Source organism: Streptomyces synnematoformans, assembly GCF_039531005.1.
Lineage (GTDB): Bacteria > Actinomycetota > Actinomycetes > Streptomycetales > Streptomycetaceae > Streptomyces > Streptomyces synnematoformans.
Genome location: NZ_BAAAPF010000164.1, coordinates 1 through 15878, shown reverse-complemented (window position 1 = coordinate 15878; position 15878 = coordinate 1). Strand labels below are relative to the sequence as shown.

Sequence of the window (15878 nt, the reverse complement as noted above, 5' to 3'; positions counted from 1 at the left end):
CCGCCGGCCCGCCGCGGGCCCCGGGCCGCCGGCAGCAGCCGGTGTCCCGGCAGCGCGGCCGGGGGCGGGCCTCCGGCAGCCGCGGCGGCCGGTCGGGAGGCAAGCGGCGGTGAACATGCCCGACGGAAGCAGGGAACTGCTCCTCAGCCGGATCCAGGACGTGCCGGACTACCCGAAGCCGGGCGTGATGTTCAAGGACATCACCCCGCTGCTGGCCGACGGCAAGGCGTTCTCCGTGCTCACGGACGCGCTCACCGAGATCTGCCGGGAGCAGGACGCGCAGAAGGTCGTCGGTCTGGAGGCGCGCGGCTTCATCCTGGGCGCGCCGGTGGCGGTGCGCGCGGGGATCGGCTTCGTGCCCGTACGCAAGGCGGGCAAGCTCCCGGGCGGCACCCTCGGGCAGGCGTACGACCTGGAGTACGGCACCGCGGAGATCGAGATACACGCCGACGCCCTGCAGCCCGGGGACCGCGTCCTGGTCATCGACGACGTGCTGGCCACCGGCGGCACCGCGGAGGCGTCGGTGCAGCTGATCCGGCGGGCCGGCGGCACCGTCACCGGCCTCGCCGTGCTGCTGGAGCTGGGCTTCCTGGCGGGCCGGACGCGCGTCGAACGGGCGCTCGACGGCGCTCCGCTCGCCGCCCTCGTCACCGTCTGACCCCGCTGAGCCCTCTCCGGCCCCTTTGACCTGGGGTTATCCACCCCGTCGGGGGCCGGGTGCGGTGGTCGCCGGGTGGTGTGGACCGGGTGGCAGATACCATGGCAGTTCCGGGGATCTCCCCGTGGGCCGTCCACCGTCAAGGAGTGCTCTTGCCAGACGAGGCTCATCGGTCCACCGCCGCGCCGCCCGAGAAGCAGCGGCAGCCCGGCGCGGCGGGCCGCCCGCTGCCCGCGCGGGCAGCGGAGAACGGGTCGGGCCGTCGTACCGCGCCGACGGACGGGCGTGCCCAGCCCGCCGCCCGCGCGCGCGTCGAGCCCGCCTCGGGCCACGGCGCCGGGCAGGCCGGCCGCGGCGGCTCGCCCAGCCGGGTACGGGCCCGGCTGGCGCGCCTCGGCGTGCAGCGGCAGAGCCCGTACAACCCGGTGCTGGAGCCGCTGCTGCGGATAGTGCGCGGGAACGACCCGAAGGCCGACACCGCCACGCTGCGCCAGATAGAGCGCGCCTACCAGGTCGCCGAGCGCTGGCACCGCGGCCAGAAGCGCAAGAGCGGCGACCCGTACATCACCCACCCGCTGGCCGTCACCACGATCCTGGCCGAGCTGGGCATGGACCCCGCTACGCTGATGGCGGGGCTGCTGCACGACACGGTGGAGGACACCGAGTACGGGCTCGACGACCTGCGCCGCGACTTCGGCGACCAGGTGACGCTGCTGGTAGACGGCGTCACCAAGCTGGACAAGGTCAAGTTCGGCGAGGCCGCGCAGGCGGAGACCGTGCGCAAGATGGTCGTCGCCATGGCCAAGGACCCCCGGGTCCTGGTGATCAAGCTCGCCGACCGGCTGCACAACATGCGCACCATGCGCTACCTGCGCCGCGAGAAGCAGGAGCAGAAGGCGCGCGAGACGCTGGAGATCTACGCCCCGCTGGCCCACCGGCTGGGCATGAACACCATCAAGTGGGAGCTGGAGGACCTCGCCTTCGCGATCCTCTACCCGAAGATGTACGACGAGATCGTCCGGCTGGTCGCCGAGCGCGCCCCCAAGCGGGACGAGTACCTGGCCGTCGTCATCGACGAGGTGCAGCAGGACCTGCGCAGCGCCCGGATCAAGGCGACCGTCACCGGCCGCCCGAAGCACTACTACAGCGTCTACCAGAAGATGATCGTGCGCGGCCGCGACTTCGCCGAGATCTACGACCTGGTGGGCATCCGCGTCCTCGTCGACTCCGTCCGCGACTGCTACGCGGCGCTGGGCACCATCCACGCGCGGTGGAACCCCGTCCCCGGACGGTTCAAGGACTACATCGCGATGCCCAAGTTCAACATGTACCAGTCGCTGCACACGACGGTCATCGGGCCCGAGGGCAAGCCCGTCGAGCTGCAGATCCGCACGTTCGACATGCACCGCCGCGCCGAGTACGGCATCGCCGCGCACTGGAAGTACAAGCAGGAGGCCACCGGCGGCGCCACCCGCCAGCAGGGCGCCGGCACCCGCAAGGGCAGCAGGTCCGAGCAGGTCAACGACATGGCCTGGCTGCGCCAGCTGATCGACTGGCAGAAGGAGACCGAGGACCCCGGCGAGTTCCTCGACGCGCTGCGCTTCGACCTCTCCCGCAACGAGGTCTTCGTCTTCACGCCCAAGGGCGACGTGATCGCCCTGCCCGCCGGCGCGACCCCCGTCGACTTCGCGTACGCCGTGCACACCGAGGTCGGGCACAAGACCATAGGGGCCCGCGTCGGCGGCCGGCTCGTACCGCTGGAGTCCGCGCTCGACAACGGCGACACCGTCGAGGTCTTCACCTCCAAGGCGCCCGGCGCGGGTCCCTCCCGGGACTGGCTGAACTTCGTCAAGTCGCCCCGCGCGCGCAACAAGATCCGCGCCTGGTTCTCCAAGGAGCGCCGCGACGAGGCCATCGAGCAGGGCAAGGACGCCATCGCGCGGGCGATGCGCAAGCAGAACCTGCCGATCCAGCGCATCCTCACCGGCGACTCCCTGGTCACCATCGCGCACGAGATGCGCTACCCGGACATCTCCGCCCTCTACGCGGCGATCGGCGAGGGCCACGTCTCCGCGCAGAACGTCGTCCAGAAGCTGGTGCAGGCGCTCGGCGGCGAGGAGGCGGCCACCGAGGACATCGAGGAGACCGCCCCGCCGCTGCCCGGCACCCGCAAGCGGCGGGCGGCCAACGACCCCGGTGTGATCGTCAAGGGCGTCGACGACGTGTGGGTGAAGCTCTCCCGCTGCTGTACGCCGGTGCCCGGCGACCCGATCATCGGCTTCGTCACCCGCGGCAAGGGCGTGTCCGTGCACCGTGCCGACTGCGTCAACGTCGAGTCGCTGTCGCAGCAGCCCGAGCGGATCATCGAGGTGGAGTGGGCGCCGACGCAGTCGTCGGTGTTCCTCGTCGCCATCCAGGTGGAGGCGCTGGACCGGTCCCGGCTGCTCTCGGACGTCACGCGTGTGCTGTCCGACCAGCACGTGAACATCCTGTCCGCCGCCGTGCAGACCTCCCGCGACCGGGTGGCCACCTCGCGCTTCACCTTCGAGATGGGCGATCCGAAGCACCTGGGGCACGTGTTGAAGGCGGTACGGAAGGTGGAGGGCGTCTACGACGTGTACCGGGTCACCTCAGCCCGCAACAACTGAGCACACGGCGAAGGCCCCGCCGCCCGGCGGGGCCTTCGGCACGTACGGCTGCGGCGGGCCTCAGCCGCCGAACTCGCGCAGGCCCTTGAGCGCCTGGTCGAGCAGCGCCTGCCGGCCCTCCAGCTCCCGGGCCAGCTTGTCGGCCTTGGCGTTGTTGCCCTGCGCCCGGGCCTGCTCGATCTGCCGGTGGAGCTTGTCGACGGCGTCCTGCAGCTGCCCCGTCAGCCCTTCGGCGCGGGCCCGCGCCTCCGGGTTCGTACGGCGCCACTCGGTCTCCTCCGCATCGCCGAGGGCGCGCTCCACGGCGTGCATCCGGGCCTCGATCTTCGCCCGGGCGTCGCGCGGTACGTGCCCGATGGCCTCCCACCGCTCGTTGATCGAGCGGAAGGCGCCCCTGGCGGACTTGAGGTCGGTCACCGGCAGCAGCTTCTCCGCCTCCGCGACCAGCTCCTCCTTGCGCGTGAGGTTCTCCCGCTGCTCGTGGTCGCGCTCGGCGAAGACCTCGCTGCGGGCCTGGAAGAAGACGTCCTGGGCGCCGCGGAAGCGGGCCCACAGGTCCTCCTCCTGGTCGCGCTGGGCGCGGCCCGCGGCCTTCCAGTCCGCCATCAGCTCGCGGTAGCGGGCGGCCGTCGGCCCCCACTCGCGGGAGCCGGAGAGCGACTCCGCCTCCTCCACCAGCTTCTCCTTGCGCCGCCTGGCCTCCTCGCGCTGGGCGTCGAGGGACGCGAAGTGCGCCTTGCGGCGCTTGGAGAACGCCGAGCGGGCGTGGCTGAAGCGGTGCCACAGCTCGTCGTCGCTCCTGCGGTCCAGCCGGGGCAGGCCCTTCCAGGTCTCCACCAGCTCCCGCAGCCGCTCGCCCGCCGCCCGCCACTGCTCGCTCCGCGCCAGGTCCTCGGCCTCGGCGACGACCGCCTCCTTGGCCTCGCGTACCTGGACCTGGTGCTTGGCCTTGGCGGCCTTGCGCTCCTCCTGGCGGGCGGCCACGGCCTCCACCAGCCGGTCCAGCCGGGCCGCCAGCGCGTCGAGGTCGCCGACCGCGTGCGCCGCGGACACCTGCTCGCGCAGGTGGTCGATGGCGGCGGTGGCGTCCTTGGCGGACAGGTCGGTGGTCTGCACCCGGCGCTCAAGGAGGCCGATCTCCACGACCAGGCCCTCGTACTTGCGCTTGAAGTAGGCGAGCGCCTCCTCGGCCGAGCCCGCCTGCCAGGAGCCGACGACTCGTTCGCCGTCGGCGGTACGCACGTACACGGTGCCCGTCTCGTCGACCCGGCCCCATGGGTCGCTGCTCACAGCGCCTCCTCACATGACGCCCGCTGGCCCGGCAGCCCGGCGGCGTCGTCCACAGTTGTCTGCGGCCGGAAGGGGGATGGGGTACCGGATCCGGCCGATCCGGCGGCGGGCGAAGCGACTGCCGCCGGCACCCCCGCACCTGCACAACGCCAACATAGGCGAACGGCGGGCCGGCTGTCCGCATCCCGCGCGAGACCAATCACGTAACGGCGGGGGCGGCACCGGGGCTCAGTGGTCCTTCTCCTGTTCCTCGGTGCCCTTGGTGACCGTGGCCTTGTTGATGACCACGGTCGCGTTCGGGGCGGTGCTCCCGGTCTGGTCCGGCGGCTGGGCGCCGGCCTCGGCGATCATCTTGACGGTGGACATGCCCTCGTCGGTGATCGTGCCGAACGGCGTGTAGTTCGGGGGCAGCGGGCTGTCCTCGTAGACCAGGAAGAACTGGCTGCCGCCGGAGTCCTTCTGGCCGGTGTTGGCCATCGCCACGGTGCCCGCGGGGTACGTACCGCCCTTGACCCGCTTGTCCTTGAGGTTCTCGTCCGGGATCGTGTAGCCGGGGCCGCCCTGGCCGGTGCCGGCGGGGTCGCCGCACTGCAGCACGAAGATGCCGGACTCCTCGCCGGTCAGCCGGTGGCACGGGCTGTGGTCGAAGTAGCCCTCGCCGGCCAGGAAGTTCATGCTGTTCACGGTGTGCGGCGCCTTGCCCGCGTCCATCTCGATGCCGATGTCGCCGCAGGTCGTCGAGAGCGTCATCGTGTACGTCGCCGACTCGTCGATGTCGAGCTTCGGCTCCTTCTTCCACGTCTTCTTCGACGCCTTGCCCTTCTCCGGCTTGCCGCAGGGGTCGTGTGGCTTCTCCGCACTCTCGCTCGGCGCCGCGGCGTCGTCCTTCTTCTCGTCGTCGTCACCCGACCCGAAGCCGGTGGCCGCCGCGACTGTGACGGCTGTGATCACCACCACCAGCGGGGCGGCGATGATCGCCGCGAGCTTCCGGTTGTGCTTCCTGCGGTCGGCGCGCCTGCGCTGCTGCCGCTCGTACTTCTCCCGGGCGAGCTGCCGCCTCCGCTGGTCCTTGCTGACCACCGCGTCTTCTCCCTCGAGTCGCTGCCACACGCGTTCGTGGACCGGAATTCCGTGTGCCGTACCGTATATCGATTCGCTGCCGGATGAGGAGCGCCGGTAGTCTCGGAACGGCCGCAATTCCGGGCTCCGCCGGCCGCGCGGTGCCCCGCGGCACCACAGCCGACGACAACCGACAGGTGAAGGACGATCGTGCTCATTGCCGGGTTCCCCGCGGGCGCATGGGGCACCAATTGTTATCTCCTCGCCCCGGCCGCGGGCGAGGAGTGCGTGATCGTCGACCCCGGGCACCGGGCGGCGGACGGCGTCGCGGAGGCGGTCGCCAAGCACCGGCTCAAGCCGGTCGCGGTCGTGCTCACCCACGGGCACCTGGACCACGTCGCCTCGGTGATCCCGGTCTGCGGCGCGCACGACGTGCCCGCCTGGATCCACCCCGCCGACCGGTACATGCTCGCCGAGCCGGAGAAGGCCCTTGGCATGGCCGTCGGCGCGCCGCTGCTCGGCGACCTGACCGTGGGGGAGCCGGACGACGTGGCCGAGCTGGCCGACGGCGCCGAGCTGGAGCTGGCCGGGCTGAACCTCACCGTCGCGCACGCGCCCGGCCATACCGAGGGGTCGGTGACCTTCCGGCTGCCCGAGCAGCCGGACGTGCCGCAGGTCCTCTTCTCGGGCGACCTGCTCTTCGCCGGCTCCATCGGACGCACCGACCTGCCCGGCGGCGACGCCGACGAGATCCTCCGGTCGCTGGCCCGCGTGTGCCTGCCGCTCGACGACTCGACCGTGGTGCTGCCCGGGCACGGCCCTCAGACGACCATCGGCCGCGAGCGCGCCGGCAACCCCTTCCTGCAGGAGCCGGCCGCCGGGCCGGCGGGCGGCACGGCCGCCCCGCTCCGCCCACGACGACGAATGTGACGACACTCCCCGTGACCACTTCACCGGCTTTCCGGGCCCCCCGGGGTACCTACGACCTGATCCCGCCGCGCTCCGCGGCCTACCTCGCCGTCCGCGAGGCGTTCGCCGCGCCCGCACGCCGCGCCGGCTACGGCTACGTCGAGACCCCCGGCTTCGAGGACGTGCGGCTCTTCGCCCGCGGCGTCGGCGAGTCCACCGACATCGTGACCAAGGAGATGTACACCCTCACCACCCGGGGCGGCGACGAGCTGGCGCTGCGCCCCGAGGGCACCGCCTCCGTGCTGCGCGCCGCGCTGGAGAACAACCTGCACAAGCAGGGCAACCTGCCGGTCAAGCTCTGGTACTCCGGCTCGTACTACCGCTACGAGCGCCCGCAGAAGGGCCGCTACCGGCACTTCTCCCAGGTCGGCGCCGAGGCCATCGGCGCCGAGGACCCGGCGCTCGACGCGGAGCTGATCGTCCTGGCCGTCGACGGCTACCGGGCGCTGGGGCTCACGGGCTTCCGGCTGCTGCTCAACTCCCTCGGTGACCGGGAGTGCCGGCCCGCGTACCGCACCGCGCTGCAGGACTTCCTGCGCGGCCTCGACCTCGACGGGCCCACCCGCGAGCGGATCGAGATCAACCCGCTGCGGGTCCTCGACGACAAGCGCCCCGAGATCCGGGCGCAGCTCGACGCCGCCCCGCTGATGCGCGACCACCTGTGCGAGGCGTGCAAGGCGTACCACGAGCAGGTGCGCGAGCTGCTGACGGCGGCCGGCGTCGCCTACGAGGACGACCCCCGGCTGGTCCGCGGCCTCGACTACTACACGCGCACCACCTTCGAGTTCGCCCACGACGGCCTCGGCGCGCAGTCCGCCATCGGCGGCGGCGGCCGCTACGACGGCCTGTCGGAGATGATCGGCGGCCCCGCGCTGCCGTCGGTGGGCTGGGCGCTGGGCGTGGACCGCACGGTGCTGGCGCTGGCGGCCGAGGGCGTGGAGCTGGACCTGCCCGCGGCCACCGACGTGTACGCGGCGGCCCTCGGCGAGCGGGCCCGCAGGACGCTGTTCGGCGTGGTCACCGAGCTGCGCCGGGCCGGGGTCGCGGCCGACTTCGCGTTCGGCGGCAAGGGGCTGAAGAACGCGCTGAAGTCCGCCGACCGCTCCGGCGCCCGCTTCGCGCTGGTCGCCGGCGAGCGGGATCTCGACGAGGGCGTCGTGCAGCTGAAGGACCTCGGCAGCGGCGAGCAGCGGCCGGTCGCGCTGGCGGCGGTCGTGGACGAGCTGCGGGGGCTGCTCGCCTGACTCCCGCGGCCGACCCCCGCGGCCGACTTCCGCGGTGGCCCGGTGACGGGTGGATTTACGCTGGTCGAATGCGTGGTCGGGCATCGTTGCCCCCTGCCGGTGTACGGCCGTGGCCGACCGGCTGTTCCCGGGCGCACCGGTGCCCGATCGCCCGGCGTTGCGGCACAATGAGGTGCCGCCACCGAACCACGAGGTGCCGCCACCGACCCGAGCCCACGGAAGCAGCGAGATGACCACGACCGCGACCAGAACGGCCCCGCCCCGGCACGAGGAACCGCCCGAGTCCGGACTGATCGGGGCGAGCCGACCGTTCGCCTGGCTGCTGATCGTCTGCGGCACGCTGGGCGTGGTGGCGTCCGCGGTGATCACGCACGACAAGATGAAGCTGCTGGAGGACCCGAACTACGTCTCGGCCTGCAGCCTCAACCCGGTGCTGTCGTGCAACAACATCATGAAGAGCTGGCAGGCGTCGGTGTTCGGGTTCTCGAACCCGTTCGTCGGCTGGGTCGCCTTCCCGATGCTCGTCGTGATCGGCGTCGGCCTGCTGGCCGGCGGCCGGCACCGGCGCTGGTGGTGGACGGGCCTGTGGGCGGGCTCCCTCTTCGGCGTCGGCTTCGTCTCCTTCCTCCAGTACTCCTCGCTGTACAAGATCGGCTCGCTGTGCCTGTGGTGCTGCCTGGTCTGGGCGGTGACGATCCTGATCTTCTGGTACACCACCGTGCACAACGTCAAGACCGGCGTCTTCCCGGTCTCGGCGCGGGTGCGCGAGGCGGTGCTGGAGTTCAACTGGGTGGTGCCGGTCCTCTGGTACGGGACCCTGCTCATCCTGATCGGCATCCGCTGGTGGTCGTACTGGAAGACGCTCCTCTGAGCGCTGTCGGTCCCGTGGCATAGGCTCGGGAAGCGTGGAGCCCGACCTGTTCACCGCCGCGGCCGAGGAGCGCCGGGAGAAGGATCCCGGCAGCTCTCCGCTGGCCGTCCGGATGCGCCCGCGCACCCTCGACGAGGTCGTGGGGCAGCAGCACCTGCTGCGGCCCGGCGCACCGCTGCGCCGGCTCGTCGGCGAGGGCGCCGGGGGTGGGGGAGGGCCGGCGGGTCCGGCGTCCGTGCTGCTGTGGGGTCCGCCCGGCACCGGCAAGACCACACTGGCGTACGTGGTCAGCCAGGCCACCCGGAAGCGCTTCGTGGAGCTGTCCGCGATCACCGCGGGCGTCAAGGAGGTCCGCGCGGTCATCGAGGGCGCCCGCCGCGCCACCGGGGGGTACGGCGAGGAGACCGTCCTCTTCCTCGACGAGATCCACCGCTTCAGCAAGGCCCAGCAGGACTCCCTGCTGCCCGCGGTGGAGAACCGCTGGGTGACGCTGATCGCGGCCACCACGGAGAATCCGTACTTCTCCGTCATCTCCCCGCTGCTGTCCCGCTCGCTGCTGCTCACGCTGGAGCCGCTCAGCGAGGACGACGTGCGCGGGCTGCTGCGCCGGGCGGTCACCGCCGAGCGCGGGCTGGGCGGCGCGGTGACGCTGCCGGCGGAGTCCGAGGAGCACCTGCTGCGGATCGCGGGCGGCGACGCGCGCCGGGCGCTCACGGCGCTGGAGGCGGCGGCGGGCGCGGCGCTGGCGCAGGGCGAGCCGGAGGTGTCGCTGCCGACGCTGGAGGCGGCGGTGGACCGCGCCGCCGTGGCGTACGACCGGGACGGCGACCAGCACTACGACGTGGCCAGCGCCCTCATCAAGTCCGTGCGCGGCTCGGACGTGGACGCCGCGCTGCACTATCTGGCGCGCATGATCGAGGCGGGCGAGGACCCGCGGTTCATCGCCCGGCGGCTGATGATCTCCGCCAGCGAGGACATCGGTCTTGCCGACTCCTCGGCGCTGCAGACGGCGGTCGCGGCGGCCCAGGCGGTGGCCATGATCGGTTTCCCGGAGGCGGCGCTGACGCTGGCGCACGCCACGGTGGCGCTCGCGCTGGCCCCGAAGTCCAACGCGGTGACGAAGGCCATCGGCGCCGCGATGGACGACGTCCGGGCCGGCCGGGCGGGCCCGGTGCCGGCGCACCTGCGCGACGGGCACTACAAGGGCGCGGAGAAGCTGGGCCACGCGCAGGGGTACGTGTATCCGCACGACGTCCCCGGCGCCATCGCCGCCCAGCGGTACGCCCCGGACGCCCTCGCCGGCCGGCGGTACTACGAACCCACGCGGTACGGGGCCGAGGCGCGGTACGCCGAGGTCGTCGAGCGGGTCCGGGAGCGGCTGGCCGGCACCGCCCGGCAGGACGGGCCGGGGCGGGGCGGCGGCGCGGGGGACTGAGGTCCGGCGTGCGACGGGCGGCGGGTGACGCGGATCACGGCGCCCGGTCGCCGGGAATGCCCGAATTCTTCAGAGCGTTCCCCCAGGTTGTCGCGCACGAGCCCGACAATCGCTTAAGGTAAGCCTTGCCTAACTTTCTCTGAGGAGGACGGAACCGCGTGAACCAGCCGCGCCCCAAGGTCCGCAAGTCGCGGGCCCTCGGCATCCCGCTCACCCCGAAGGCCGCCAAGTACTTCGAGAACCGCCCGTACCCGCCCGGCATGCACGGCCGCGGCCGCAAGCAGACCAGCGACTACAAGGTGCGGCTGCTTGAGAAGCAGCGCCTGCGCGCGCAGTACGACCTCAGCGAGCGCCAGCTCGTCCGGGCGTACGAGCGGGCCAGCAAGGTGCAGGGCAAGACCGGTGAGGCGCTGATCGTCGAGCTGGAGCGGCGCCTGGACGCCCTGGTCCTCCGCGCCGGGCTGGCCCGGACCGTCTACCAGTCCCGGCAGATGGTCGTGCACGGCCACATCGCGGTCAACGGCCGGAAGGTCGACAAGCCGTCCTTCCGGGTCCGCCCCGGCGACGTGGTCACGGTCCGCGAGCGCAGCCGCGAGAAGTACCCCTTCCAGGTCGCGCGCGAGGGCGGCTACGCCCCGGACGGCGAGACCCCCCGCTACCTGGAGGTCAACCTGCCGGCCCTCGCCTTCCGCCTGGACCGCGACCCGAACCGCCGCGAGATCCCCGTCGTCTGCGATGAGCAGCTCGTCGTGGAGTACTACGCCCGCTGACGAGCCCCCTGCGGCGGCCCCCGGTGGCGGCGCCCCGCTCCGCCCCCGGTCCACCGCGGCCGGGGGTTTCGTACGCCCCGCCGCGCCCGGCGCCGGGGGCACGGAACGTACGCGCAGATACACGCAACGTACAATCGGCCCGCGCAACTCCCCTGTGCACGGACGCTAATCCGGTACGGCACTGTCGGTCCGGCGCGATAGGGTCGGACCCTGCCTGCGGCAGCGCAAACCCCCGTCCCGAAGGAGCGGTGCAACGTGTCCGGTGGAGAGGTGGCCGGCATCCTCGTGGCCGTCTTCTGGGCCATCCTGGTCTCGTTCCTCGCGGTGGCCCTGTTCCGGCTCGCGCAGACGCTCCGCGCCGCGGGCGAGCTGGTCACGCGCGTGACCGAGGAGGCCGTCCCGCTGCTCTCCGACGCCGGCGCCACCGTCCGCTCGGCGAACACCCAGCTGGCCCGGGTCGACGCCATCGCCTCCGACGTCCAGGAGGTCACGGCGAACGCCTCGGCGCTGTCCGGCACCGTCTCCACCGCCTTCGGCGGGCCGCTGGTGAAGGTGGCCGCGTTCGGGTACGGGGTGCGCCGCGCGCTCGGCCGGAACCGGGGCGCGGCCGGGGACGACGACGGCGACGTGATCGTCGCTAACGCCCGGGTGCCCGCCGCTCGCCGGGGCTTTTCCGCCAGGCGCAGAAAGGGCTGAGTAGCATTGTTCCGTCGGACCTTCTGGTTCACGACCGGTGCGGCCACCGGCGTCTGGGCCACCCTCAGGGCACAGCGGGCGATGCGCCGCGTCACCCCGGAGGGCATCGCGGCCACGGCCGCCAACCGCGCCGTCGACACCGGCCGGCGCGCCCTGCTCTTCGCCCGCGACGTCCGCGCCGCCATGGCCGAGCGTGAGGACCAGCTCAACGACGCCCTCGGGCTCAGCCCCCGCAGCCGCCCGGCGGAACTGCCGGGGCGGCGCGTCAAGGCCCAGCTCGAACGGAAGGCCGGACGCCGCCGGCCGAACGACCGCAACCCGCACCACCGCAATCGCAACCTGAAAGAGGACCACTGATGGAGTCGGCCGAAATCCGCCGCCGCTGGCTGCGCTTCTTCGAAGAGCGTGGGCACACCGTCGTGCCGTCGGCGTCGCTGATCGCCGACGACCCCACGCTGCTCCTCATCAACGCGGGCATGGTCCCCTTCAAGCCGTACTTCCTCGGCGAGGCCACCCCGCCGTACAAGCGCGCCACCAGCGTGCAGAAGTGCATCCGCACCCCCGACATCGACGAGGTCGGCAAGACCACCCGGCACGGCACGTTCTTCCAGATGTGCGGCAACTTCTCCTTCGGGGACTACTTCAAGGAGGGCGCCGCCACCCTCGCCTGGGAGCTGCTCACCACCCCGCAGGAAGCCGGGGGTTACGGACTGGACCCCGAGCGCCTGTGGATCACGGTCTACGAGGACGACGACGCGGCCGAGCGCATCTGGCGCGAGGTCGTCGGCGTGCCCCCCGAGCGCATCCAGCGCCTGGGCAAGGAGGAGAACTACTGGGACATGGGCGTGCCCGGTCCCTGCGGCCCCTGCTCCGAGGTCAGCTACGACCGCGGCCCCGAGTTCGGCGAGGAGGGCGGCCCCGCCGTCAACGACGAGCGCTACGTGGAGATCTGGAACCTGGTCTTCATGCAGTACGTCCGCGGCCCCGGCGCGGGCAAGGACTATCCCATCCTGGGCGACCTCCCGCAGCAGAACATCGACACCGGCCTCGGCCTTGAGCGGCTGGCGATGATCCTGCAGGGCGTGCACAACATGTACGAGATCGACACCTCGCGCGTCGTGATCGACAAGGCCGGGGAGCTGACCGGCGTGCGCTACGGCGCCGCCGACCACTCGGATGTCTCGCTGCGCGTCGTCTCCGACCACATGCGCGCCTCCGTCATGCTCATCGGCGACGGCGTCACCCCCGGCAACGAGGGCCGCGGCTACGTGCTGCGCCGCATCATGCGCCGCGCCGTGCGCAACATGAGGCTGCTCGGCGCCGACCGCCCCGTCGTCGGCGAGCTGGTCGACGTCGTCATCCGCACCATGGGCGAGCAGTACCCGGAGCTGATCGCCGACCGCAAGCGCATCGAGTCCGTCGCGCTCGCCGAGGAGGCCCGCTTCCTCAAGACCCTCAAGGCCGGCACCAACGTGCTGGACACCGCCGTCTCCGAGGCCAGGGCCGCCGGCTCCGGCGTGCTCCCCGGCGACAAGGCGTTCCTGCTCCACGACACCTGGGGCTTCCCCATCGACCTCACCCTGGAGATGGCCTCCGAGCAGGGGCTGACGGTCGACGAGGACGGCTTCCGGCGGCTGATGAAGGAGCAGCGGGAGCGGGCCAAGGCCGACGCCGCCGCCAAGAAGACCGGCCACGCCGACCTGTCCGCCTACCGCGAGGTCGCCGACTCCGCCGGCGCCACCGAGTTCACCGGCTACACCCGGACCGAGTCCGAGTCCACCGTCGTCGGCCTGCTGGTGGGCGGGGTGGGCGCGCCCGCCGCCACCGAGGGCGACGAGGTCGAGGTCATCCTCGACCGCACCCCCTTCTACGCCGAGGGCGGCGGCCAGCTCGCCGACACCGGGCGGATCCGGCTCGGGTCCGGCGCCGTGGTCGACATCCGCGACGTCCAGCAGCCCGTGCCCGGCGTCAGCGTGCACAAGGGCGTCGTCCAGGTCGGCGAGGTCACCGTCGGCGAGCCCGCGCAGGCCGTCATCGACGTGAGCCGGCGGCGCGCCATCGCCCGCGCCCACAGCGCCACCCACCTCACCCACCAGGCGCTGCGCGACGCCCTCGGCCCGACCGCCGCCCAGGCCGGCTCCGAGAACGCCCCGGGCCGCTTCCGCTTCGACTTCGGCGCGCCCGCCGCCGTGCCGAACGGCGTCCTCGGGGACGTCGAGCAGAAGATCAACGAGGTGCTTGCGCGCGAACTCGACGTGCACGCCGAGGTCATGTCGATGCAGGACGCCAAGAAGCAGGGCGCGCTCGCCGAGTTCGGCGAGAAGTACGGCGACCGGGTCCGCGTCGTCACCATCGGCGACTTCTCCAAAGAGCTGTGCGGCGGCACGCACGTGCACAACACCGCCCAGCTCGGCCTCGTCAAGCTGCTCGGCGAGTCCTCCATCGGCGCCGGCGTGCGCCGGGTGGAGGCCCTGGTCGGCGTCGACGCGTACCACTTCCTCGCCCGCGAGCACACCGTGATCCACCAGCTCACCGAGCTGCTCAAGGGCCGCCCGGAGGAGCTGCCCGAGCGGATCTCCGGCATGCTCGCCCGGCTGAAGGACGCGGAGAAGGAGATCGAGAAGTTCCGCGCCGAGAAGGTGCTGCAGGCCGCCGCCGGCCTCGCCGAGGGCGCCGGGGACGTGCGCGGCGTCGCCGTCGTCGCCGCCCGGGTGCCCGACGGCACCGCGGCCGAGGACCTGCGCAGGCTCGTCCTGGACGTACGCGGCCGGATCCCCGGCGACCGGCCGGCCGTCGTGGCGCTCTTCTCCGTCGCGGCCGGTCGTCCCCTCACCGTGATCGCCACCAACGAGGCCGCACGCGAGCGCGGGCTGAAGGCCGGCGACCTGGTGCGTACGGCGGCCAAGACGCTCGGCGGCGGAGGCGGCGGCAAGCCGGACATCGCCCAGGGCGGCGGGCAGGACCCGCAGGCCGTCGGCGAGGCCGTGGCCGCCGTGGAGCGGGGCGTGGCGGAGGCCGCCGCCTGATGCGCGGCGGCAGCCGGAGGGCCGGGTGATGCGCCGCGGGCGCAGGCTGGCGGTCGACGTCGGGGACGCCCGTATCGGGGTCGCGTCCTGCGACCCCGACGGGGTCCTCGCCACGCCCGTGGAGACCGTGCCGGGCCGGGACCTGCCGGCGGCGTACCGCAGGCTGGCCGCGCTCACCGAGGAGTACGAACCGCTGGAGGTGCTCGTCGGCCTGCCGCGCTCGCTGCACGGCGGCGAGGGCCCGGCCGCCGCCAGGGTGCGCGGCTTCGCCGAGAAGCTGGCGCGACGCGTCCACCCCGTGCCCGTGCGGCTCGTCGACGAACGCATGTCCACGGTGACGGCCTCGCAGAACCTGCGTGCGGCCGGGATGTCGAGCCGCCGGGGCCGATCGGTGGTCGACCAGGTGGCGGCGGTCGTCATCCTCCAGAGTGCGCTGGAAGCCGAACGGGCGTCAGGGGTCGCGCCGGGCGAGAGCGTCGAAGTGGCTATGTGATCGCGATACGGTAACGTTCCGCGCGGACACGGCACCCGTCGTATAAACGCACCGGCGGTCACGCGGCATAGGGGACTGATGACTGACTACGGCCAAAACCCCGGCTCCCAACCCTGGCAGCCCGACGACAGCCTTTACGGTGGGCCCCAGGACTGGTCGGAAGGGCAGCCCGGCACCGGGCACCACCACTACGGGGGACAGCAGCCGCAGCAGCATTACTACCAGGAGCAGCCGCAGTCCTCCTGGGACCCGGGCCAGACGCCGCAGTACCCCGGCGGCTGGGACACCACCGGCGGCGGGATGCCGCTGGTCGACCCCTACGGCGCGCCCGCGCCGCAACCCGACTACTACGGCACGCCGGACGCCTACCCGCCGCCGGACCCGCATCCGCGCCGGCCGCAGCCGCACCAGCAGCCCGGGCAGCAGCACCCCGGCCACTACCAGGGGCCCGGCGAGTACCGGGAGCCCGGCGACTACGAGCAGCCCGGGCACCACCAGCAGCCCGGTCAGCACCAGCAGCCGCAGCCGCAGCAGCAGCCGCACCGGCCGCAGCCGGGGCAGCCGGGGCCGGGCGGCCCCCGCGCCCGCGAGGACTGGGACCCTGCCTCCCGCCGGCCGGAGCACGACGGCCACCCCTTCTTCGACGACGGCGACCCCGGCGACGACGACGGCGACCACCTCCGCGGCGACCGCCGCCGCGGCGGCCGGCGTGCCGGCGA

At 72.9% G+C, this 15878-nt stretch carries 13 protein-coding genes and 1 pseudogene; 12 read left to right on the top strand and 2 right to left on the bottom strand.

Features of this window, described 5'->3' with window-relative positions:
- The first annotated feature begins 115 nt into the window (after positions 1-115).
- Positions 116-658 (top strand): adenine phosphoribosyltransferase, encoded by a 543-nt coding sequence (locus tag ABD317_RS22310; RefSeq protein ID WP_037784396.1) that lies wholly within the window; start codon positions 116-118, stop codon positions 656-658.
- A gap of 152 nt (positions 659-810) precedes the next feature.
- Positions 811-3306, top strand: a complete 2496-nt coding sequence (locus tag ABD317_RS22305) for a RelA/SpoT family protein (protein WP_344291707.1) — start codon at positions 811-813, stop codon at positions 3304-3306.
- Positions 3307-3366: 60 nt separating this feature from the next.
- Here ABD317_RS22305 and ABD317_RS22300 read toward each other — a convergent pair whose 3' ends face one another.
- Complete coding sequence (locus tag ABD317_RS22300; protein WP_344291705.1) at positions 3367-4596, bottom strand: DUF349 domain-containing protein; 1230 nt, start codon at positions 4594-4596, stop codon at positions 3367-3369.
- 228 nt (positions 4597-4824) lie between these two features.
- The gene (locus ABD317_RS22295) at positions 4825-5676 is read right to left on the bottom strand and encodes a peptidylprolyl isomerase (RefSeq protein WP_344291704.1); all 852 of its coding nucleotides are present in this window, start codon (positions 5674-5676) and stop codon (positions 4825-4827) included.
- A gap of 189 nt (positions 5677-5865) precedes the next feature.
- Between ABD317_RS22295 and ABD317_RS22290 the strand changes: the two genes are divergently transcribed.
- The 10 genes and pseudogenes from ABD317_RS22290 to ABD317_RS22245 all read left to right on the top strand — a co-directional run.
- Positions 5866-6585: an MBL fold metallo-hydrolase gene (locus tag ABD317_RS22290; RefSeq protein WP_027757227.1), complete on the top strand. Its 720-nt coding sequence runs from the start codon at positions 5866-5868 to the stop codon at positions 6583-6585.
- Complete coding sequence (gene hisS, locus ABD317_RS22285) at positions 6582-7868, top strand: histidine--tRNA ligase (protein WP_344291703.1); 1287 nt, start codon at positions 6582-6584, stop codon at positions 7866-7868. Before ABD317_RS22290 ends, hisS begins: the two co-directional genes overlap by 4 nt.
- A gap of 229 nt (positions 7869-8097) precedes the next feature.
- The gene (locus tag ABD317_RS22280; protein WP_027757229.1) at positions 8098-8739 is read left to right on the top strand and encodes a vitamin K epoxide reductase family protein; all 642 of its coding nucleotides are present in this window, start codon (positions 8098-8100) and stop codon (positions 8737-8739) included.
- 34 nt (positions 8740-8773) lie between these two features.
- A complete protein-coding gene (locus tag ABD317_RS22275) occupies positions 8774-10174 on the top strand; it encodes a replication-associated recombination protein A (RefSeq protein ID WP_344291702.1) in 1401 nt (466 codons plus the stop codon).
- Positions 10175-10332: 158 nt separating this feature from the next.
- Positions 10333-10944, top strand: coding sequence for a 30S ribosomal protein S4 (gene rpsD / locus ABD317_RS22270; RefSeq protein ID WP_027757231.1), 612 nt, complete (start codon positions 10333-10335; stop codon positions 10942-10944).
- Between the two features lie 255 nt (positions 10945-11199).
- Positions 11200-11640 (top strand): DUF948 domain-containing protein, encoded by a 441-nt coding sequence (locus ABD317_RS22265; protein ID WP_037784272.1) that lies wholly within the window; start codon positions 11200-11202, stop codon positions 11638-11640.
- A gap of 6 nt (positions 11641-11646) precedes the next feature.
- Entirely contained in the window at positions 11647-11997 is a 351-nt protein-coding gene (locus ABD317_RS22260; RefSeq protein ID WP_027757233.1) for a DUF6167 family protein, read from the top strand.
- Complete coding sequence (gene alaS, locus ABD317_RS22255) at positions 11997-14666, top strand: alanine--tRNA ligase (protein WP_344291701.1); 2670 nt, start codon at positions 11997-11999, stop codon at positions 14664-14666. The genes ABD317_RS22260 and alaS overlap by 1 nt, the downstream gene beginning before the upstream one ends.
- A gap of 28 nt (positions 14667-14694) precedes the next feature.
- Complete coding sequence (ruvX, locus tag ABD317_RS22250; RefSeq protein ID WP_027757235.1) at positions 14695-15159, top strand: Holliday junction resolvase RuvX; 465 nt, start codon at positions 14695-14697, stop codon at positions 15157-15159.
- A 78-nt stretch (positions 15160-15237) separates the two neighbouring features.
- Positions 15238-15878 (top strand): annotated as a pseudogene (locus ABD317_RS22245) (endolytic transglycosylase MltG); the annotation flags it as partial.

What these genes read in the sequence shown, in the direction of transcription:
- ABD317_RS22310 (WP_037784396.1), top strand. Translation starts at nt 116, where the DNA reads ATGCCCGACGGAAGCAGGGAACTGCTCCTCAGCCGGATCCAGGACGTG.
- ABD317_RS22280 (WP_027757229.1), top strand. Translation starts at nt 8,098, where the DNA reads ATGACCACGACCGCGACCAGAACGGCCCCGCCCCGGCACGAGGAACCG.
- ruvX (WP_027757235.1), top strand. Translation starts at nt 14,695, where the DNA reads ATGCGCCGCGGGCGCAGGCTGGCGGTCGACGTCGGGGACGCCCGTATC.
- alaS (WP_344291701.1), top strand. Translation starts at nt 11,997, where the DNA reads ATGGAGTCGGCCGAAATCCGCCGCCGCTGGCTGCGCTTCTTCGAAGAG.